This is a genomic window from Nonomuraea sp. NPDC004702 (assembly GCF_053601695.1).
This window is the reverse complement of the sequence record NZ_JBSGCE010000001.1, coordinates 32,024-51,864: the sequence shown is the minus strand read 5'-3', so window position 1 is coordinate 51,864 and position 19,841 is coordinate 32,024. Positions and strand designations below refer to the sequence as shown.

General features: G+C 70.3%; 18 protein-coding genes. 4 read left to right on the top strand and 14 right to left on the bottom strand.

Features of this window, described 5'->3' with window-relative positions; all coding sequences use genetic code 11:
- Positions 1–39 precede the first annotated feature (39 nt).
- Positions 40–1,431: a GH39 family glycosyl hydrolase gene (locus ACWEJ6_RS00260; protein ID WP_452420237.1), complete on the top strand. Its 1,392-nt coding sequence runs from the start codon at positions 40–42 to the stop codon at positions 1,429–1,431.
- A 752-nt stretch (positions 1,432–2,183) separates the two neighbouring features.
- Positions 2,184–2,963, top strand: coding sequence for a class I SAM-dependent methyltransferase (locus ACWEJ6_RS00255; protein ID WP_449920985.1), 780 nt, complete (start codon positions 2,184–2,186; stop codon positions 2,961–2,963).
- A 118-nt stretch (positions 2,964–3,081) separates the two neighbouring features.
- On the opposite strand, the gene ACWEJ6_RS00250 is transcribed toward ACWEJ6_RS00255, so the two are convergent.
- Positions 3,082–3,657 carry a TetR/AcrR family transcriptional regulator gene (locus tag ACWEJ6_RS00250; RefSeq protein ID WP_452420235.1) on the bottom strand — a complete coding sequence of 192 codons (576 nt, stop codon included), beginning with the start codon at positions 3,655–3,657 and terminating at the stop codon, positions 3,082–3,084.
- Positions 3,658–3,709: 52 nt separating this feature from the next.
- Between ACWEJ6_RS00250 and ACWEJ6_RS00245 the strand changes: the two genes are divergently transcribed.
- Complete coding sequence (locus tag ACWEJ6_RS00245; RefSeq protein ID WP_452420233.1) at positions 3,710–4,174, top strand: DUF2867 domain-containing protein; 465 nt, start codon at positions 3,710–3,712, stop codon at positions 4,172–4,174.
- Here ACWEJ6_RS00245 and ACWEJ6_RS00240 read toward each other — a convergent pair.
- From ACWEJ6_RS00240 to ACWEJ6_RS00220, 5 genes are all read right to left on the bottom strand, one after another.
- Positions 4,164–5,138, bottom strand: a complete 975-nt coding sequence (locus ACWEJ6_RS00240; RefSeq protein WP_452420231.1) for an NAD(P)-dependent alcohol dehydrogenase — start codon at positions 5,136–5,138, stop codon at positions 4,164–4,166. The genes ACWEJ6_RS00245 and ACWEJ6_RS00240 overlap by 11 nt on opposite strands.
- A gap of 9 nt (positions 5,139–5,147) precedes the next feature.
- Complete coding sequence (locus ACWEJ6_RS00235; protein ID WP_352326042.1) at positions 5,148–5,414, bottom strand: hypothetical protein; 267 nt, start codon at positions 5,412–5,414, stop codon at positions 5,148–5,150.
- Positions 5,414–5,752 (bottom strand): ArsR/SmtB family transcription factor, encoded by a 339-nt coding sequence (locus tag ACWEJ6_RS00230; protein ID WP_352351957.1) that lies wholly within the window; start codon positions 5,750–5,752, stop codon positions 5,414–5,416. Before ACWEJ6_RS00230 ends, ACWEJ6_RS00235 begins: the two co-directional genes overlap by 1 nt.
- 75 nt (positions 5,753–5,827) lie before the next feature.
- On the bottom strand, positions 5,828–7,033 hold the full coding sequence (locus ACWEJ6_RS00225) for a DUF418 domain-containing protein (protein ID WP_452420229.1): 1,206 nt from the start codon (positions 7,031–7,033) through the stop codon (positions 5,828–5,830).
- A gap of 70 nt (positions 7,034–7,103) precedes the next feature.
- Positions 7,104–9,323, bottom strand: a complete 2,220-nt coding sequence (locus ACWEJ6_RS00220) for a hypothetical protein (RefSeq protein ID WP_452420227.1) — start codon at positions 9,321–9,323, stop codon at positions 7,104–7,106.
- A gap of 649 nt (positions 9,324–9,972) precedes the next feature.
- Here ACWEJ6_RS00220 and ACWEJ6_RS00215 point away from each other — a divergent pair.
- Positions 9,973–10,341, top strand: coding sequence for a hypothetical protein (locus tag ACWEJ6_RS00215; protein ID WP_452420225.1), 369 nt, complete (start codon positions 9,973–9,975; stop codon positions 10,339–10,341).
- A 148-nt stretch (positions 10,342–10,489) separates the two neighbouring features.
- On the opposite strand, the gene ACWEJ6_RS00210 is transcribed toward ACWEJ6_RS00215, so the two are convergent.
- The 8 genes from ACWEJ6_RS00210 to ACWEJ6_RS00175 all read right to left on the bottom strand — a co-directional run bounded on the left by ACWEJ6_RS00210 (position 10,490) and on the right by ACWEJ6_RS00175 (position 19,798).
- The gene (locus ACWEJ6_RS00210; RefSeq protein ID WP_452420223.1) at positions 10,490–11,806 is read right to left on the bottom strand and encodes a lipopolysaccharide biosynthesis protein; all 1,317 of its coding nucleotides are present in this window, start codon (positions 11,804–11,806) and stop codon (positions 10,490–10,492) included.
- Positions 11,799–12,602 carry a polysaccharide deacetylase family protein gene (locus ACWEJ6_RS00205; RefSeq protein ID WP_358288009.1) on the bottom strand — a complete coding sequence of 268 codons (804 nt, stop codon included), beginning with the start codon at positions 12,600–12,602 and terminating at the stop codon, positions 11,799–11,801. Before ACWEJ6_RS00205 ends, ACWEJ6_RS00210 begins: the two co-directional genes overlap by 8 nt.
- On the bottom strand, positions 12,599–13,540 hold the full coding sequence (locus ACWEJ6_RS00200) for a glycosyltransferase family 2 protein (protein WP_358288006.1): 942 nt from the start codon (positions 13,538–13,540) through the stop codon (positions 12,599–12,601). The genes ACWEJ6_RS00205 and ACWEJ6_RS00200 overlap by 4 nt, the downstream gene beginning before the upstream one ends.
- A gap of 11 nt (positions 13,541–13,551) precedes the next feature.
- Complete coding sequence (locus ACWEJ6_RS00195; protein ID WP_357978338.1) at positions 13,552–14,385, bottom strand: glycosyltransferase family 2 protein; 834 nt, start codon at positions 14,383–14,385, stop codon at positions 13,552–13,554.
- 150 nt (positions 14,386–14,535) lie between these two features.
- Positions 14,536–15,651: a GNAT family N-acetyltransferase gene (locus ACWEJ6_RS00190; protein WP_358288003.1), complete on the bottom strand. Its 1,116-nt coding sequence runs from the start codon at positions 15,649–15,651 to the stop codon at positions 14,536–14,538.
- 11 nt (positions 15,652–15,662) lie between these two features.
- Positions 15,663–16,031, bottom strand: coding sequence for a hypothetical protein (locus ACWEJ6_RS00185; protein ID WP_352327059.1), 369 nt, complete (start codon positions 16,029–16,031; stop codon positions 15,663–15,665).
- Positions 16,032–16,305: 274 nt separating this feature from the next.
- Entirely contained in the window at positions 16,306–17,886 is a 1,581-nt protein-coding gene (locus ACWEJ6_RS00180) for an RNA polymerase sigma factor (RefSeq protein WP_452420220.1), read from the bottom strand.
- Positions 17,887–18,025: 139 nt separating this feature from the next.
- Positions 18,026–19,798 (bottom strand): substrate-binding domain-containing protein, encoded by a 1,773-nt coding sequence (locus ACWEJ6_RS00175; RefSeq protein WP_387670692.1) that lies wholly within the window; start codon positions 19,796–19,798, stop codon positions 18,026–18,028.
- Positions 19,799–19,841: the final 43 nt, after the last annotated feature.

Below are 19,841 nucleotides of genomic sequence, written 5' to 3'. Positions count from 1 at the left end.
CCTGGCCCTTGTACGTTGCGTGATGGTAAGGAGCGTTCCGTGATTCCCACCGAGGGCAGACACGCGCGCAAACGGTCGCCATGGCCGATCGCCCTGGGGGCCGGCGTCCTCGCGGTCGTGCTCGTCGTCGGCATCATGGTCTACGCGGGCATGCGGTCGAGCTCCCGCGAGGGCTTCAAGGGTGGCGAGGTGGCCGAGGTCGGGCCCACCCAGGCGCCGCCGCGGCTCGAACAGCCGCCCGTGCTCCACGACTGGCCCCGGTGGGGCATCACGCACACGCAGTACAGCACCGAGACCGAGCCGCGCCAGGTCGTCGAACAGGCCAGGGGCCTGCTCGGACGGGTGCCGATGCTGCAGAACCAGCACATCATGGGCTGGGGCGTGGGCAACCCCGAGCCGAGCCCCGGGCAGTTCAGCTTCCGCGACCTCGACCGGCGGCTGACGTTCATGGCGTCGTCGCGGGCGGTGCCGGTGATCACCCTGTGCTGCGCGCCCGACTGGATGAAGGGCGGGCAGCCCGGACGTACCGACTGGAGCAAGAACCACACCGTCGCCCCCAAACCGGAGCACTTCGACGACTACGCCAAGCTGGCCGCGCGGGTGGCCCGGCAGTACCCGACCGTCAAGTACTACATGGTGTGGAACGAGTTCAAGGGCTTCTGGGACCCCTCCACCAACCGCTGGGACGCCGAGGGGTACACCCAGCTCTACAACAAGGTCTACACGGCGTTGAAGAAGGTTGACCCGCAGATCAAGGTGGGCGGGCCGTACATGCCGATCGAGACCGGCTCGGGCGGCGGGCCGTCCGAGCTGAAGGGGCCGTGGGGGACCGTCGACCAGCGGGCGCTCGACGCCATCGAGTACTGGATCGAGCACAAGAAGGGCGCCGACTTCATCGTCGTGGACGGCGCCTCGATGACGACCGACAAGGGGAACGTTCCCGACGACTTCGGCGCGCTCGGCAAGTTCGGCGCGATCACGAAGTGGCTGCGGGAGAAGAGCGACGACCTGCCCGTCTGGTGGGCCGAGTGGTACGTCGAGCCGGAGAACTCCGGGTGGAGCGAGGAGCGGCGCACGGCCGTGCAGGCGGCGGCGATGATGGAGTTCGCCAGGAGCGGCGTCACCACCGCCCTGTACTGGAACCCGCAGGTGAAGGGGACGGGCCAGTGCGACGGCTGCCTCTGGGCGCCCGGGCGGGGGGACGAGATGCCGATGGCGGGGCTGCTGAGCGGGTTCACCCGGTGGTTCCCGGCGGGGGCGCGGCTCGACAGCGCGGTGACGTCGTCCGACCCGAAGGTGAAGGTGCTGGCACAGGAGCAGCAGGTCGTCATGGTGAACACCTCCGACCGGGAGGTGACGGCCACGGTGGACGGCAAGGCGGTGACGCTGGGGGCGTACGAGATCAAGTGGGCGGGAAGAGGCGGCGCCTGACGGCACCCGACGCCTTCGGCGCCCATGGTCCCAAACCCGGCGCCTTCGGCGCCCCTGGCCCACCCAGCCCGTTGCCTGGTTACCGGGTGGGCCTGCTGGAGCCCACCCTGGAGAGGCGCCTGCGGCGCTGATGGTTCCCACCTCCGGCGCCTTTGGCGCCCATGGTCCACCCAGCCCGTTGCCCGGATACCCTGTGGGCCTGTTGCAGCCCACCCTGGAGAGGCGCCTGCGGCACTGATGGTTCCCATTCCTGGAAGGCGCCTTGGCACCCCTGAAAGGGCGCCTTAGGCACCCTGGAAAGGCGCCTTCGGCACCCCCTGGTTGGCGCGTCGTTGTTCGGTTACCGGCGTGGTACGGCGTTCACCCCGCGCCTCGCCTCCCGGGGTTCGCCGCCGGCCTCCTGCACCGACACCACGACACCGTCACCCCGCGCCGAACACCCACGAAAGCCCCTCACCCCAGGCATCGCCCTCACCCGCCGGCCTGCCCAAGCCTGCCTCGCCCTCACCCCCGGCGACTCCCGACACCCGAGCCCGCACCCAGGCCCCTCCCACCCGACCCCGGCTTCACGACCCCGGCTTCACGACCCCGGCTTCACGACCCCGGCTTCACGACCCCGGCTTCATGACACCGGGGCCCGTCCCGGGGCAGCCGCCCGGTACGGTCCACCGCTTCACCGATCCGGAGACCTGTGAACGTAGAGTGGTGCTCCATAAGCCGAAAGTGACTGACTTGTGATGCCGGGGACCGTGATGACCGACAGCAACGCCGAGCCGCCCATCGTGCACATCCTCGACCCGATGAGCGCGGCCTACGACGCCGCCTTCGCCACCTTCCTGGCCCACACCGACCAGAAGATCCGGGCCCGCGAAGAACTGGCCCGGGTCGTGGGACGGCTGCCCCACCGCCGTACGCTCATCGACGCCGGCGCGGGGACGGGCGAGACCACCGCGTGGCTGGCCCCCAGGTTCGACCGGACGATCGCCATCGAGCCGAACGAGCACCTGCGGGCCGAACTGGCCCGCCGGTGTCCCGAGGCCACGATCCTCGGTCAGGACATCGCCACCGCCGACCCGGAGGAGACCGCCGACCTGGTGTTGTGCGCGCACGTCCTGTACTACCTCCCGCAGCAGTCCTGGCTGCGGCAGCTCCAGAGGCTGGCCTCCTGGACGGCCGAGGGCGGCTTCGCGGTGGTCGTCATGCAGAACCCCGACAGCGACTGCATGCGCCTGCTGCGCCGCTTCACCGGCCACCGCTACGACCTGGACGCCCTCGGACGCGCCTTCGCCGCCACCGCAGGCACCGAATGGGAGATCGGCATCAGCACCGACCCGGCCTCCGTCACCATGCCCGACCTGGAAACCGCCCTGGCCGTCGCGCAGTTCATGCTGAACGTCGTCCCGCTGTCGCAGCCGCCCGCCATGGACGAGGTCGCCGCCTACCTCCAGGAACACTTCCGCACCCCGGACGGCTACCGCCTGAGCTGCGACCAGGACTTCCTGGAACTCCAGCGCAACGGCCCAGACGCCTGACCGCAGGCAGCCCACCCGGACCGCCCAGCAGCGGCCTGACGCGGCCCTGACGGGCCTCCACGATCGGCCCTGACGGGACCTTCGCGGTCGGCCCTGACGGGACCTTCGCGATCGGCCCTCACTCGCCCTGGGCGGGTGGCGGCGTGACGGCCATCGTGAAGGCGGTCTCGGTGAGGAGCGCCCGGTCGAGCTCGATGTGCGGCCGCGTGCCGCGTTCGAGCTGCTGGAGGCCGAGCACCACCGCCAGCGCGAGCAGCGCCCGCCGTTCCGCCTCCTCCTCGTCGAAGCCCAGCCCCACCAGGAGCCCGGCGACGAAGTCGACGCGGCGGCGGGTGACCCGGGTGACGATGTCGGCGACGCCCTCGCGTTCGGCGTCGAGGTAGAGGCGGCTCTCGCCGCCGCGCCGCCCCGCGCGGGCCGCGACCGTGCCGAACAGGGCGCGCAGCCGGGCGCGCGGCTCGGCCTCGGCGGAGGCGGCCGCGATGATGTGCTCGGTCTCCTCGGCCTCCCAGCGTTCCATGACCGCCCGGACGAGCGCGCCGCGGTCGGCGTGGTGCCAGTAGAAGGAGCCCTTGGTGGTGCCGAGGTCGCGGGCGACGGCCTCGACCCGCACCGAGTCCAGCCCGATCTTGGTGAACCGCGCGTACGCCGCGTCCACCCACTGTTCCGCCGTGATCCGGCCCCCTTGCGCCATTCGCCATACGGTACCGTATAGTCCTCACCATACGGCACCGTATGGAGGCGTCATGAGAACACCCGTCTACTGGTCGTCCGCCCTGGACGACATGCCCGCGCCCGACTACGCCGACGTGGTCGTCGGCGTGCTGCCACCGCGCGCGACCGACGACCCGCGGGCCTGGGCGAAGGCCGTCTTCTCGATCAGGTCGATGCCCCGCTGGATCGCCGCGGCCCTGTGGTTGCGCCAGGCGGTCGTGCCGCTGGTCGGCATCCCGCGCGCGCCGCGCGACGTCTTCGGGGTCGCCCGGGTCGAGGGGGAGGAGGCGCTGATCGTGGCCGACGACCGGCACCTGGACTTCCGCTGCGGGGTGGGGGTCGATCGCGAGGCCCGGCTCGTGCGGGTCACGACCACCGTCCGGCTGAAGGGCCGGCGCGGCCGGCTCTACTTCTGGCCGGTACGCCTCGTGCACCCGATCGTCGTCCGGGCCATGCTCCGCTCCGCCCAGCGCCGCCTGGGTGCGTCTAGAGGGTGACGACGACCTTGCCCGTGGCGTGGCCCTGCTCGACGTGGGCGATGGCCTCGGGCACCTGGTCCAGCCGGTACGTCCGGCTGACGACCGGGACGACCTGGCCCGCCTCGACGAGCCCGCGCACGGCGGCCAGCGCGTCCCGGTCCGCGGACGTGACGAAGTTGACCAGGCGCTGCCGGACGAACGGCTTGGTCGCGAGGACGCGCAGGATGCGCCCGGCCGGCCCGAGCAGCGACCCGCCGCCGGAGCCCCCGTTGGGGACGTAGGTGCCGGTGGGGGCGAGGGCCCGCCGGTAGTCCGCGAGGGGCCGGTCGCCGACGTTGTCGAGGATGACGTCGTACCGGCCGGGATGCTGGGCGAAGTCCTGCCGGGTGTAGTCGATGACCTCATCAGCCCCCAAGGACGCGACGAGCTCCGCCTTGCCGCCGCTGCACACGCCGGTCACCTCGGCGCCCAGCGCCTTGGCGATCTGCACCGCGAACGTCCCCACCCCGCCCGCCGCGCCGACGACCAGGACCTTCTGCCCCGGTTTGACCTCGCCTCTGGTGGCCAGGGCCTCGTAGGCGGTCAGCGCCGCCAGCGGCACGGCCGCCGCCTGCTCGTACGTCGAACCGGCCGGCTTCTCCAGCAGCACCTTGTCCTGGGGGACGGCGACGTACTCGGCGAAGGCGCCCCGGAAGTGGCCGAACACCTCGTCGCCGGGCTTCAGCCGGGTGACGTTGCGGCCCGTCGCCTCGACCTGACCGGCCAGGTCCATGCCGAGCCCGTCGAACGTGGGGCGGCGTAGCCCGGAGACGGTCCGCATCACGTACGGCAGACCGCGCACGAAGTGCCAGTCGCCCGGGTTGACGGCCGCGGCCCGCACCCGGACCAGCACGTCGTCGTCGCCGACCGGCGGCGGATCGACCTCGCGCAGTTCGATGACAGCCTCGGGCGGCCCGTAGGCGGCGTAACGGATGGCCTTCATGGCACGCTCCTACTCGACGGTTCTGAGGATCTGCTCGATCGACGCCGTGCGGGCGCGCAGCTCCGCCAGGTCGGCGGCCGAGCGCTGCTGGGCGTCAAGGGTGTTCTCGGCGAGCTGCTCGAACCGGTGCACGAGCCGGCGCAGGTCGTCCTTCTGCAGGGCCTCCAGCTTCGCCTTGCGGAAGTCGAAGAGGCCGACGATGACCAGGCAGATCAGGAAGCCGGTCACGAGCAGCACACCGAGGATGAAGATCACCTCGGGCCAGGCGGTGGGCATCAGGGGCGCTCCTTGGGCTCCGGGTCGGGCGCGGTGAGGGTCTTGGCCGCCTCGGCCAGCGCCGCTGCGGTGAGGTGGACGTCGAAGTCGGTGACTTCGTAGTACTTCATGGCCTTGCCGTCCTCGGAGAGCTCCAGCGTGCCGACGATCAGGCCGGCCGCTTCCAGCCGCCGCAGGTGCATGTGGAGGAGCGGACGGCTGACGCCGATCTCGCGGGCCAGGTGGCTCACATAGTCGCGGCCGGCGGCCAGGGTCGCGACGATGCGCACCCGCAGGGGGTTGCCCAGCGCCGCCAGCATCTCGACCAGCTCGTCACCGGTCGGCCCGGCATCGGTCATGATTTCCCGTCACGTGAAAGATTTTCCTTACACATGAGAGCGTACCTCGCCCAAGGGGTTTTTGGGCAGAAGATTTCAGACGGTCTGCGCGGAGTCGGGCGCCTTGCGCCGCTCGCCCGTGGGCCTGCGCCAGTACGTCAGGAAGCGCAGCACCCACTCCACCGGCCCGTACCGGTGTCCCTTGAGCCACCAGTGGCTGTAGAGCACCTGGACGGTGAAGATGGCCAGCGCGATCAGCACCTCGACGCCGGGGCTGACCCGGTCCACCAGGGCCAGGCCGTAACCGGTGAAGATCAGCGAACAGATCAGCGACTGGCCCAGGTAGTTCGACAGGGCCATCCGCCCGGGGGCGGCCAGGGCCCGGCCCACCCGCGGCAGGTACGGCAGCACCCGCAGGAACGTGGCCGCGTACGCGGCGGCCAGCAGCGGCGCGGTCACCAGGTCGATCGCCTCGCCCAGGAACTTGTTCACCGTGCCGTTCCAGGCCGACTGCGTGTAGACGAAGGCCCCGGCCAGCCCGACCGTGAACCCGGTCCACTGCAGCCTGCGCAGCGCCACCTTGTGCGCCGACAGGTCCCGCAGCACGCCCAGCTTGCCGACCGCCAGCCCGATCAGGCACGCGGCCAGCACCGCCGGCCCCTGGAACAACACCCGCAGCAGGACGATCAGCGACAGCTTGCGCATGTGCTCGGAGATGATCTGCCAGAACACCCCGCCGAGGGCGGTGTCGGACCTGGCGGCCTCGGCGGTGCCCTCGGCGACCGTGCCGGAGGCGTCCAGGCCGACCATCGCCAGCAGGGCCAGCATGAGGAACCCGAACGCGAGCACCAGGGTCAGCAGCCCGGCCAGCACGATCGCGGTCTTGGGGCCGATCCGGCGCAGCACCAGCAGCGCGATCCCGACGAACGCGTACGTGGTCAGGATGTCGCCGGGGAACAGCAGCACCGCGTGGGCCAGGCCGATCAGCAGCAGCCCGCCCAGGCGGCGCAGGAACATCGGCACGAACGCCCGCCCCTGCCGGACGGCCGAGTCGAGCTGGAGCGTGAAGCTGTAGCCGAACAGGAAGGAGAACAGCAGGTAGAACTTGTTCTCCATGAACAGCGTCACGAGCCAGCGCACGACCCAGTCGAGCGAGGAGTCGAAGCCGGGCTCGGCCATCCCGGCCATCCGGTAACCGGAGGCCAGGAAGGCGATGTTGACGACGAGGATCCCCAGCAGCGAGAAGCCGCGCAGGGCGTCCACAGAAGTGATCCTCGCGGCCGCGAGTCGTGCATCGGGCATGGCGGGAAGTGTCTCCTGTGTCCTCATCAGGCCTACATCATCCCGCAAAACCTTAGCGTTTCCTGTGAATTCAGTTATTTAGTGCGATGTGGATAAATCTCTCCACGATCACTGCTATTGAGATCAAGAACGACGGGATGGCCAGGAACATCAGCCCCCTGCGCGCCCGCCGTGCCCGGTTCGGCCCGTTCAGCCGGATGACCTCGTAGCCGAACAGCGCCACCCACGTCACGACCAACGCCCCGATGCCGACGGGCGTCCACGGCGAGGTGGGGTCGCCACGTCCCTTGTAGGGGTTGGGATCGGGGATCTCCGTGCCCTTCACGAACTTCTTCCAGGTGTAGAGCGCGGCGTCGTCGTTGGAGAAGACCTTCTTCAGGTCGGGCGAGGCGTCCAGCGCGGCCCGGAACCGCTGTCCCCAGTCCTCCGGGAAGCCCTCGTTGAGCTGCAGGTAGCTGACCTGCCCGCGGCTCACCATCAGGTACGAGTTGCGCGGCTGCTCCTTCAGCTTGGCCACCGCGTCGGCGATCTGCGTCGGGTCCTTGTGCACCCGCGCCTGGACGCCGAAGTTGACCAGCTCGACGTCCCGCTCGCCCCACGGCAGGGTCGGCGTGACCTCCGGGCCCTCCTTGGGCACCAGGTAGAGCACCTTGGCGCTCGGCTTGTCGTGGTCGTAGACGTAGTGCAGGGCGGCGACCTCGCCGGTGGTGACCCGTTCGAACTTCTCGTTGCCGTACCGGGCCAGCAGGAACGCGAAGGCGAACAGCACGGCGAAGCAGGCCGCGAGCACGACCGAGATCTTCCTGGTCAGCTCGGGGTTGAAGCGCACGTTCCGCCTGCGCAGCGGCACGGTCTCCTCGCGCACGTCCGCGCTGTCGGCCGGCAGGTTCGGGAAGAACGCGTAGGCGGCCAGCAGGCAGGAGCCGGGCAGCGCGAACATGTAGATGCGCAGCCCGATCTCGCCGCCGTAGCTCTGCAGCCCCAGCGCCAGCACCGGCACGCACAGCAGGATCAGCGCGGACCGGTCGAACACCCCGCGGCGCAGCCGCCGGAACAGCCCGGCCGCCGCCAGCGAGAGGATGACCCCGAGGATGCCGAGCCGCGCCTGCAACACCAGCGCGTGCGCCGGGTCGCTGCCCTCGACGCGGTCGGAGGTGGCGCTGCCGATGTTCTGCAGGATCTTGCCCAGGCCGCCGAAGATCGCGTCGATCTGGCCCGCCCAGAACCCGACCGTCATGTAGCTGATCCACGCCAGCGTCACGAGACCGAGGAAGAACGGCAGCGCCCAGGTCAGCGAGGTCCGCTTGAAGATCAGGAACGCGGTCACCACGCCGAGCATCATGAACGGCGTGATCTGGTGCGAGGCCACCGACGCGAAGAACAACGCCAGCAGCATCAGCAGCATCAGCAGCTTGTCGGCCCGGTAGGTGCCGGTGTTCACGATCTCGCCGGGCGTCATCGCGTCGAGCTTGCCCAGCAGCTTGCGCAGCCCCTTGGACGGGATCGGCTTGGTACGCGGCTCCACCCGTCCGAACCAGCGCAACAGGATCGCCACGAACGCCAGATACAGGGCGAAGGTGAACCCCTGCGGCGAGAAGTAGTCCTGTCCGATCCACTGCACGAGGATGAACAGCAGCGCCGCGAACCAGCGGGCCCGCGTCGTCGCGACCACCTGGCGCAGGATCAGGACGAACGGGAGCAGGTAGAGCAGGTTCGACAGGAGCGGCGTCCACTGCAGGATCGTCGTCATGTCGGTGATGCCGGCGGCCTTGGTGACGAACGCGAACAACGCGAAGAAACCCGGCCAGCCCATGCGGGCGTCGATGCTGATCGCCGTCTCGCCCGTCCTGGAGATGAACTCCACGAAACCGGCGTGGATGTACGCCGTGGGGAAGCGCGGCTCGGTGGCCACCAGGGCGCCCGCGCCGTGCAGGGCGAACGTGATGGCGGCGATCTGGAACAGCAGCAGGAACTTGCGGTCGGTGCTCTGGGCGACCGTGACGAAGAACGACACGATCATGATCAGGAGGGCGACGAACGCGGTCGCCGGCAGCGCCGAGATCAGGCCCAGGCCGTTGATGTTCTCCGGGTCCACACCCCACAGCGGGCCCGGGGGCACGCGCAGGGCGAGGATGTACATGAGCAGGCCCTCAAGCACGAGGACGACGGGCAGCCACTTGGGCGCGCTGGCGACCAGTGCCCCGACCCGCCCGCCGGCGGTCCGGCCCTTCTGCCCCGCGGCCACGGGCGCGCCTTCGCCGCCCAGGGGGCCGCCCAGTGGGCCGCCCACGACCTGCCCGTCACCGGAAGCCGCCGGAGCCCGCTCGACCACCGGAGCCCCGACCCCGGACGCCGCGACGGCACCGGCATCGGCCGTCCGGGAAACAGGCGCCCGGAAGGCCACGGTCCTGCCGTCACTCTCACCATCGACGGCAGCCCCATCAGGACGGCCCGCCTGGGAACCCCCGGCGGCAGGGCCCTCGGGCCGGCTGCCCTGGGAACCGGACACACCAGACGCACCGGCGCCCATGGCGCCGGAGCCGGCAGCACGGGCGGCACCCGCGCCGGACGCGGCATCCGCGCCGGACGCGGCATCCGCGCCGGACGCGGCATCCGCGCCGGACGCGCCTGCGCTCCCCGCGTCGGCGACCCCGGTACGCCCGGCGCCCGCCTCTCCGTTCGGCGAGGCGCCCCCCGCCTCGGAGGAGCCCCCGGAACGAGCAGGCCCTGTCGCAGGCGACCCAGCCGATCCCGCAGCACCCGATCCGGCCGATCCCGCAGCTCCCGACCCGGCCGATCCCGCAGCACCCGAACCAGCCGATCCCGCAGCTCCCGATCCAGCCGAGTCGGAGCCCTTCGGGCCACCTCCCGCGCCTTGAGGTGTCGCGGAGCTCTTCGAGGAGCTGTCGCCGCTGTCAGCAGTCGTGGGGGAGCCGCCCTTGGCAGCCCCGGCGGCGGGAGCCTGGGACGACTCCGCCGCAGGCATCGGCATGGTCCCGGCGGTCGGCGAGCTCTTCGCGTCCGAAGTCGCGGGCTTCTCGGTGCCGGACGGCTCGGCCGGGGCGTGGGGTGCCCTGGCGGTGAACGCGTTGGGCCCCACCGTCTTGGGCTGGGCCGCGCCGTCACGCTCCGCGAACGCCTGCGAAGGCCCGGAGGCGGGCTCGTCAGTCGTGGGAGGGTGGCCGATGTGCACGGTTCCGGGGACGCGGAAGGCCGTCGTCGTCTCGGCGTTCACCTCCGCCGGGGAGCCGGACACCTCCGGCGCCTCCTCGTCCGATGCCGGCGGGGACGCCGGAGCGCCCCCTTGACCGTCGTCGAACGTCAGCCGCGGGATCACCCCCGTGGCCTCCGGATCGAAGGGCGTCTCTGTCTCCTCCCCGGCGTCCTTGCGAACGTCGGAGGAGCCGGTCTTCCCCTTAGTCATGCCATCGCCGTCCCGTTGCCTCACGTTGACCATCATGCGGCCCCGGACGACCCCTGAGTGACAGTCGGCTGCCCAGTTTCACCAAAATTGAGTATTTTGCGTAGATTTCCGAAGATCAGAAGTGCCACCAGGAGCTCGCTGAAGAGCAGTCCGTAACCCACGGCGTTCACCCCGAAGTGCGGGAAAAGGGCCACCGTGGACACCAGCACCAGCACCGCCAGCCCGATCTGCACGATCGCCAGCGTGCGCGCGTGACTCTGCGCCCGCAACGCGCTCAGGTACACCTCGATCAGCACCCGCGGCAGCACGGCCAGCGCCATCAGCCGCAGCAGCGTGGACCCCTCGTCGGCGAACTGGGCGCCGAAGACGGTCAGGATCAGCGGCGCCCCGATGATCGCCACCGCGATGATCGGAGTCACGATCATGAAGCCGCGCCGCAGCGCCCGCCGGCAGTTCAGGGCCAGTTTGGAACGGTCGAACGACCCCTCGACCGTCAGCGACACCGCCATGTTCATGGCCAGCAGCTCGATCATGCTGGCCAGCGTGTGGGCCATCGAGAAGCGCCCGAACGTGGCCTCGCCCACCTTGGTCGCCACCACCACGGGCACCAGGTAGACGATCGCCAGGATCGACAGGGTGCCGGGGAAGTCACCGGCCAGGAACCGGCCGATCTGCCGCAGGCCGGGCGGCTCGTGGGCGGTGCCGAGGCTCTTGACGTGCCGGGGCACGACGACGCCGAAGATCAGCCAGTTGACCGGGATCAGCGCGAGGGCGGTGGGGATCATCCACGAGACGAAGATCCCGCCGTCGGGCAGCGCGCCGGCCAGCGCGACCAGCAGGCCCATCTTGACCAGGCCGAACACCAGGTTGTTGACCGGCACCCAGGTGGCCTTGCGCAACCCGGTGAGCACGACGTCCTGGAGCGTGAAGACGGCCCACACCAGCACCGAGGCCAGGAAGAACAGCCCCGGCCCGAACCCGGCCAGCACCGAGTACGTCTTCCCCCACAGCGGCAGCGTCAGCAGGAAGCCGAGCGCCGCGACCCCGCCCGTGGCGGCGGCCAGGCCGTAGCCGCGCAGGATGAGGTCGGGCGTGCGCCGCCCGGCCACCGGCAGGAAGCGGGCCAGCGCCCCCACGAAGCCGAGCGCGGTCAGCGACGCGAACAGCCGCATCGCGGTGATCACCGCCTGGCCGCGCCCGAACTCCTCGGGGGTGTAGAAGTGCGCCGCGAGCAGCCAGTAGCCCATGCCGAGGGTGCCCGTGACGACCGTGTTGGCCATCAGGGCGTAACCCTGGCGGAAGAGCGGATTGCTGAGGTCGCGGAGGATCTTTTCCCGCAGGCTAGACATTTCCGCGCACCCGCTGCAGCCCGTACCTCGTCCGCCGGACGACCGCGTACCCCTTGGTGAGGATGCGTTCGCGCAGGTAGATGAGAGGTACGGCGTTGCCTTCGACGGCGCGCTTGAACATGCTGATGGTCGTCGGCTTGCCGACCGTCAGCCGGGGGATGGCGAGCATGTCGTGGCGGTCGGCCGCGATGGTGTTGCTCACGGCGCAGGCGGCGAAGTAGCCGGCCTTGCGCACCTCGTGGCGGACCCGGGCGCTGGAGTAGCCATAGGGGTAGGCCATGGTGGCGACCGGCGCGCCGATCTTCTCCTCCAGCAGGCCCTTGTTCCTGCGCAGCTCCTGCCGCAGGTCGTCGGTGCGGAGCTGGTCGAGCTGCGGGTGGCTGTGGCTGTGGCCGCCGATCTCGATGCCGTTCTGGGCGGCCTCGCGGGCCTGGCCCCACGACAGCATGTCGTCGAGCGGACGGCCCGCGGCGTCCTTGCCGGCGTCGGACACCCAGCCGCTGGTCAGGAAGACCGTGGCCGGGAAGTTGTAGCGGTCGAGCAGGGGCAGCGCCTGGCTGTGGAAGTCGGCGTAGCCGTCGTCGAAGGTCAGGACGATCGGCTTGGCCGGCACCGTACGGCCGTCGATCTTGTTCAGCGCGGCCACCAGGTCGCCCAGCGTGAGCGGGGTGAACCCGCTCTCCGACAGGTAGGCGAGCTGCTCGGCCAGGTCGGACGGCCGCACGGCGTGCGGCCGCGTCTCGTCGTTGGGGCTGTCGCTGACCGAGTGGTACATCAGGATCGGAATGCGGATCATGAGCGTGCCACCTTCAGCCGTGCCGTGCCGACCACGTAACCCCAGGTCGTCCAGGCCAGGCCGACGACGATCGCGGCGGCCCTGCCGAGCCCGGACGGATCGCCGCGCAGGGCGTCGCCCACGCCGCGCAGCGCGCCGAGCGGCAGCGTCTTCATCGCGTGGGCGCGCTCGCTCGCCAGGCCGTCCTGGGTGCCGACCTCCCGCGTGACCAGGGCCTTCGACAGGCCCTCCGCGTAGCACCTGGACCTGAAGTAGGCGAAGCCCTCGCGCTGCCTGGACACCTTGTGCCCGATGACCGCGCGGGGCTCGAACAGCATGACCGAGCCCGGCTTGCGCTGGCTCAGCCTGATGCAGAACTCGGTCTCCTCGCAGCCCAGCGGGCGCGACTTGCGGCCCTGCACGCTGCGGCCGATGCCGCTGTGGAAGCCGCCGACCTCGGCGACGACCTCGCGCAGGAAGGCGGCGTTGCCGCCCATGACGTTGCGGATCGGCGCGCGTACCGCGGGCATGCCGCGGTACGTGCACCCGACCGTCCAGTCGAACTCGTACGGGAACCAGCGGGGCCGGCGCTTCGACGCCCACAAGGGGTCGGTACGCCCGCCCACGCCCACCACACCGGATTCCTGGAAGCCCTCCTCCAAAGCCTCCAGCCACCCCGCGTCGGCGACCGCGTCGTCGTCGAGAAACGCGACGATCTCACCGGTGGCCGTGGCCACGCCGGTGTTCTTGCCGCCGGACAGCCCCTGCTCGTGCGTGTTCTCCACCACGATGGCCTGTGGATAGGCGCGCTTGAGCTTCAGGTGCAGGTCCGGATTGTGGTCGACCACCAGGATCAGCTCGTGTGCCGGGCGGCTCTGGTTCTCGACCGACTCGACTGCCTGCCTGATGTCCTCCCAGCGCTCTTCTGTGTAGACGCAGATGACAACAGACGTGTTCACAACGGTTCCTCTTACGCGACGCCTCGGTCAGCGGCGGGAGTGGCGGTGGGCTCAGGCTGAGGGGCGGAGGGCTGGCGGCGCCACTCCTTCAGGATCGTCTTGAGCACACGGAAGCCATCTCGTACGGCACGCAGGTTGCTCTCGCCGTGAATGCGGTTGCGCTCGTGGCTGGGCACCTCGTGCACCTTCAGCCCGGCCTTGGCCGCCCGCACGTTCATCAGGGTCTCGACCTCGAAGCCGTCGCAGTCGAGGTCGAGCACGTCGAGGTGACGCGCCCAGAACGCGTTGTAGCCGTAGCACAGGTCGGTGTAGCTGGTCTTGTACATCACGTTGACGATGCCGGTGAGGACCTTGTTGCCCAGGCGCCGGTTGAGCGTCAGGTCGTCGCTGCCGCCGCCGGCGGCGTAGCGCGAGCCCTTGACGAAGTCGGCCCCGGTCACGAGGGCGCCCACGAACGAGATGATCTCGCGGCCGTCCGTCGAGCCGTCGGCGTCGATCATGACGATGATGTCGCTGGTGCACGCGGCGAAGCCGGCGGACAGGGCGTCGCCCTTGCCCTTGCCGGTCTGCGTGACGATCTTCACGTTGGGCCGCAGGCGCTTGGCGACCTCGACGGTGTCGTCGACGGAGTTGCCGTCGACGAGCACGATCTCGTCGACCCACTGGGGGATCGTCGCGAAGACGTGCGGCAGGTTCTCGGCCTCGTTCATCGCCGGGACGACCACGCTCACCGTAGGGGAAATGGCCAGGTGAGGGGTGACGGGCGTGAAGCTCGAAGGGGGCGGCATGGAACGCAAGGGCGACTTCTGGACCTTGCCGTTGTGCTTGGTGATCTCGGGACTCATGGCGAGGGATATCCTTCCGGGACCCGGCCCTGCTCACCGCACGGAGTCATCCCCGGGTGCTGCGGGAATGGCGGAGCCGACGAGCGGTGCATTGTTGGGTCCTGTGGAGTGAGGGTGTGTGCTGGTGCCGGGGGGTGGTGCCGGGAGCGTTCAGCCGGCTCCCGTTGGTTCCTTGACTACATTGGGTGACTCCTGCTGCTGCTGCATCGAGGTGCGCACCCGACCAAAGCCCTTGAGGACGCGGTCGGCCGCCTTATAAAGAGACGGTCGATCCAAGACGATTGTTCGAGCTTTGTTGAAAGGAGTTCGGCCCATCCAGTGGACGGCCGCTGTCGCGGACGGTCGTGAGATGCGGCCCTCGGCAACGTACAGGACCCCGCTCTTGAGCCAGTCTTTGTACTCTTTGCCGCCCTTGCCCATGTCGACCATGTGCATCCCGTCGTTCGCGGCGGCCTCGGCCATCTGCAGATGGTGAACGATGCCGGGCGAGTAACGGGCGTACTCGGTGTCGTAGGCGGGGAACCACCCTACAAGCGTCGTGGCCGTACGGAGACCGAAATGCCCGGCGACAGGCACGTCCCCGGCATAAAGCATGGTGAGGATGCCGGAGAAGTCCGATGACTTCTCGGCATGCATCATGTCGATGAGTTCGACGATCCAGGGCTGGGCGAACCGGTCGACCCGGCCGGTGCGCCGGTACTGGTCGGACTTCCAGGCCAGCAGCGTGCGCAGGACCTCGGGGTCGGTGGCGTTCCACTCGAAGCGCAGCCCGCCCTGCTCGCGGCCGAACTTGCGCTCCTTGTAGCGGACGGTCTTGAGGTTCTTGGGGGAGTTGGCCTTGACCTGCTCCAGCCAGGAGTCGAAGCCGGAGGTGAAATCCATCACGGGGGCCGGGCGCACGTCGGCCTCGTACGGGGCGAACGTCGGCTGGCCGGCGACCAGGTGGTCGAAGTCGAACACGCTGAGCTTGCAGGCGCGCAGCAGCTGCTTGGCGTCGAGGTGCAGGTCGGGGACGGCGATCAGGCCGTGGCAGGTGGTGAGGAAGCCGCCCAGCGGCTTGCCGATGCCGAAGCTGTGCCGCTCGTACGGGAAGAACCCGGCGATGCGGTTGCCGTCGGAGATGACCGCCACCCTCACGTAGTCACGCAAGCGGTCCATCGCCACGGCGAACTCGACGGACAGGAACGGGTTGTCCAGACTCGGATCGGCCTTCTGGAGCTCGCGCCATCGGGCGCGTTCGGAGTCGCCGAGGTCTCTCGGGCGCACTACCTGGATGTTCACCTTGCCCTGGCCCCCTGTTCGGTCTGCATGTTCTTCCCCCGGTACAACACGCGAAGCACGTACATGAACCCGCCGAGCACGGCGACCGTCGCCACGCCGGCTCTGGGCGACCATGCGTTGAACAGCAGCATGGCTTCGGCGAGGAGCACGTTCAGGACGAGGCTGGCCGCGGCTCCTACTGATAGTGCGGCAAGGGGGTCACGATCGCGCAACAGTCCCACCACCGCCGCCCCCGGCACCACCATGAGGAACAGGGAGATCAAGAACGGGCGCAGCGGGGTGTCGAGGTCGAACAGCGCGACCACGGCCCCCGCTATGCAGGCGAGCGCCAGCAGCCATGCCAGCGCTCTGCGGTGCTTGAGCATCTCCTGTTTCTCTCCTGCTCTTTCTGGTCAAGACATGGTTGATCGATTTTCATGGGACCAATCCTGGTCCGGGCACGTCAATGCCGACGCTTGGTGAGCCGTTGAGGTTCACCGGCATGGCGAAGTTTCTCCTGTGACTTCCGCCACAGGACGTGGTGACTCCGGGTTTCCGGGCGTGTTCCCCAAGCTAACCAGAATGCCCTATGTGGCCTATGATGTTCGAGCCAGGGTCCTGTTTATCCCGTTATGTCCGCTCTTGCAGGGGAGTTGTTCGTCACCCTTGTGGCGCGGCGTCCACATTCGAGGTCTGTCCGTCGCTCGGCGCCTCGGACGGCTCGGCGGTGGGCGTGGGCGGGTCGGAGGGGGGATCGGACTCCGGGGCGCGGTCGGCGTTCCAGGCCAGCGAGCAACTGGCGGCGCCGCCGTTCGAGGTGAACGAGACGCGGCCGCGGCCGCCGGCGCTCGGGTCCACGACGGTCACCCAGATCGACACCGAGCCGCCCGCCTTGACCGAACCGCTGGCGGGGAAGACATCGAGGCCCTGTGACGCGGTCGCCACCCAGGAGACCGCGGCGTTGCGGGCGCGCAGCCCGATCTTGGCCGCGCCCGCGATCGAGGCGGGGCACGTCGTGCCGAGCCGGGCGACCGGCGCGGGCCTGCGGCGGCTCACCGTGGGCGCGGCCGGCCCGCCGCTGGGCCGCCGGGCGGGCCGCCGGACCGTCGGCGTGGCGGACGGGGACGCCTCCGGCGCGTCGGCGCTCGGCGTGGGCTCGGGCGTCACCTCCTCCTCCTCCTCCTCCGGCGCCGGCGTGCGCTCGGAGGAGGGGGAGAGCGTAGGCGTGGGCGTCAGGGTGAGCGCGGTCTGCGCGGCGTCGCCGCCGTTCAGCACGACCACCGCCCCGGTCGCGGCCAGCACGCACACCCCGGCCAGCACCACCGGCCCGAGACGACGCGGACGGCGGCGGCGCGAGCGCCGTTCGGCGGCCACCGGGAAGCCGGTGCGGTCGAAGTTGTCGCCGCGGTCGGTGATCAGCGTCCTGGTCTGGTCGCGCCCGGGATCGACGCAGGTGTCCACCACCCGGCGGCGCAGCGAGAGCGGCGGGAACTCGACCGGCACCAGGTCGAGCAGGCGCGACGCCGCGACCTGCCGGTGCTTGCCCTCGGTGCACACCTCGCACCCGGCGATGTGCCCCGACAGCCGCCGCCGCAGCAACGGCGTGAGCGGCCCCTCCCAGGAGTCCACCATCGCCGACAGGTCCGGGCAGTGCGCCCGGCCCGTCTTGGCCAGGACGACCGCCGCGGCCGCGTTCTCCAACTGGTCGCGGGCCCGGCCCAGCCGGGTGGCGGCCTGACGGGAGGTCAACCCCAGCACCGAGGCGACCTCGACCGGCGTCAGGCCGTGCCGCAGCGACAGCAGGACGATCTCGCGCTCGTTCCCGCTCAGCTCGCCCAGCGTCTCGCGGACCAGCCCGGCCAGCTCGGAGTCGGGCTCCCCGGACGGCGGCGTGGACGACGGCCCGGACGGCGGCCCGGACGGATGCGCCTGCGGCAGGCCCCCGGCGGGCGTGCCGCGGTGGGCCATCCTGGCCCGGACCTGGAACCTGGTCAGCGCGTACACCCAGGCGCGCAGGCGGCCGGCCTCCTTCAGCCGGTCCACGCAGCCCTGCGCGGTCACCAGGGCGTCGTGCACGGCGTCGGCGGCCGAGTCCCGGTCGCCGATCAGCGAGAGGGCGTAGTCGTAGAGCCGTTCGCCGTAGGAGTCGTACAGGGCGGCGGGAGCGTCGGTGTCGGCCCGCCGCAGAGCGGCGGCCAGTTCCTGATCGTCGGCGCGGCCGACCGTCGGCCATCCAGGCACGGATTCCCCTCCCCGCGGGTGGAACGGGCGCTCAGGCCCCCACGCGGGAGAGGACGCCGCCTCGATCGGCCAGGTTGACCGGCGCGGCCGCGGTCATGCCCAACCGGCATGACGTCGTGATCCGTGTGACGGGAGTGGCTCAGCCGTCGCAGTCGGGGGCGCAGAGACGGCGTTCCATGCCCTGGAGGAAGAAGTCGCGGACCTGGAGCACGTCCTTGGCGATGTAGGCCTCGCCGCCGGTCGTCTTGGCCAGCGTGTCCATCTGCTTCCTGCCCGCCTCGGCCTCCGGGCCGAAGGCGATGAGCAGGATGCTGATCGGCCGCTTCGGGTTGTAGGTCTTCTTGAGGTACTGCAGGATCTGGGCGTTCGAGACGCCGCCGTCGGGGTCGTCGTTGCCCGCGCCGTCCGTCAGGATCAGCAGGGTGTTGATCTTGTCTTCCTGGTACGTCTTCGTCAGCTCGCCGTAGGCGGCCTTGATGGTGTCGTTCAGGCCGGTGTCGCCGGTGGCCTTGGCCTGGATCTGCCCGAACTGCCGGACCAGCGCCTGCTTGCGGAGCACGCCGTTGGTGGACTCGGCGAGCGGGCCGACGGAGACGAGTTCCTGCCAGTCCTTGCCCTGTCCGTCCATGTGGGTGGAGAACGTCCACAGGCCCAGCTCGGAGTCGGCCGGGAACAGCCCCAGGCCCTCCATGGCGATCTTGTTGATGGCCTGCATGCGGGTCATGTTCGTGCCGGGGACGGGCAGCGCCATCGTGCCTGAGACGTCGAGCAGGGTGAGCAGCCGGGTGCCGAGGTTCAGCCGCGACCAGGTCTGCACCATCGAGGCCACGCTCTTGGCGTCGGGCCGCGGCAGCGCCTCCGGCTTGTCGGGGACGAACCCCTTCTCCTTCGTCAGCGTCTCGCCGGCCTTGCCGTCGGGGCTGCGGAAGCCCGCGTCGCGCAGGATCTTCTTGGCCGCGTCCGTGCCGAGGTCCTGCCTGAAGTCCGCGGCCGCCTTCTGGACCGCCGGGTCCTTGGTGACGATCGTGAGCGGGTAGTCGAGGCTGAGCGTGCCCTCCTTGGGATAGAGGGCGACCACCGGGGCCTCGGGCTTCTTGGCGTTGTGGGCGTAGACGGCCTGCTCGGAGGCGACGCCGACCGGCACCTTGCTGCCCGACTTCACCGTCAGGCTGGCCAGCAGCGCCGCCGGGTCGGAGGCGAGCTGGCCGGAGATCTCCTTCAGCGCGCCGACCAGCGCCTTGTTCTGCCCGGCCTCCTTGGCCGAGGTGGCGGCGGCCAGCAGCGCGGCCAGCCCGGCGGAGTTCTTCTGCGGGTCGAGCGCCAGTACCCGGACCTTCCTGCCGGGACCGTCGGGGTTGGCCACGTTGGCCGCCGCGATCATGCCCGCCCAGCTCGGCGTCAGGCTGCCGGACAGCTTCGCCGCGGCGGACTTGGCCGCGGCCAGCACGACGGGCGACAGGGCGACCGAGCCGGCCGGCTCCGGCAGCGCCGAGCCCGCGGGGGAGTTGCGGAGATTGCCCACCAGCAGGCTGGAGTCGGCCACCCACACGTCGGCGCCGGACTTGCCGGCGGCCAGCCCGTTCGCGGTCTTGGCCGCCGCCTCCCTGGTCACGGTGACCTCGACGCACTTGCTGTCGATCGAGTGCAGGGCCTTGGTGTAGTTGGCGGCGATCTTGTTGAGCGCGGGGTGGATGTCGGGGGTGGCCACGACGCGCAGCGGCAGCTTGCCGGCCGAGCAGTCGTGCTCCCGATTGAAGATCACGAACGCCGCGACACCGAGGAGCACGGCCAGCGCGACGGCCCCGGCCAGCGGTACGAGCACCCTGCCGCGCCCGCTGACCGACCGTCTGCGGGAGGGTGGTTCCTGGGCTCGGTAGCCGCCGTCGAGCTCGTCTGTCCGGTGTCGCCCCACGATGTCCTCTTAGGTGTGTTGAGACCTTCCGGAGACCCTAGCC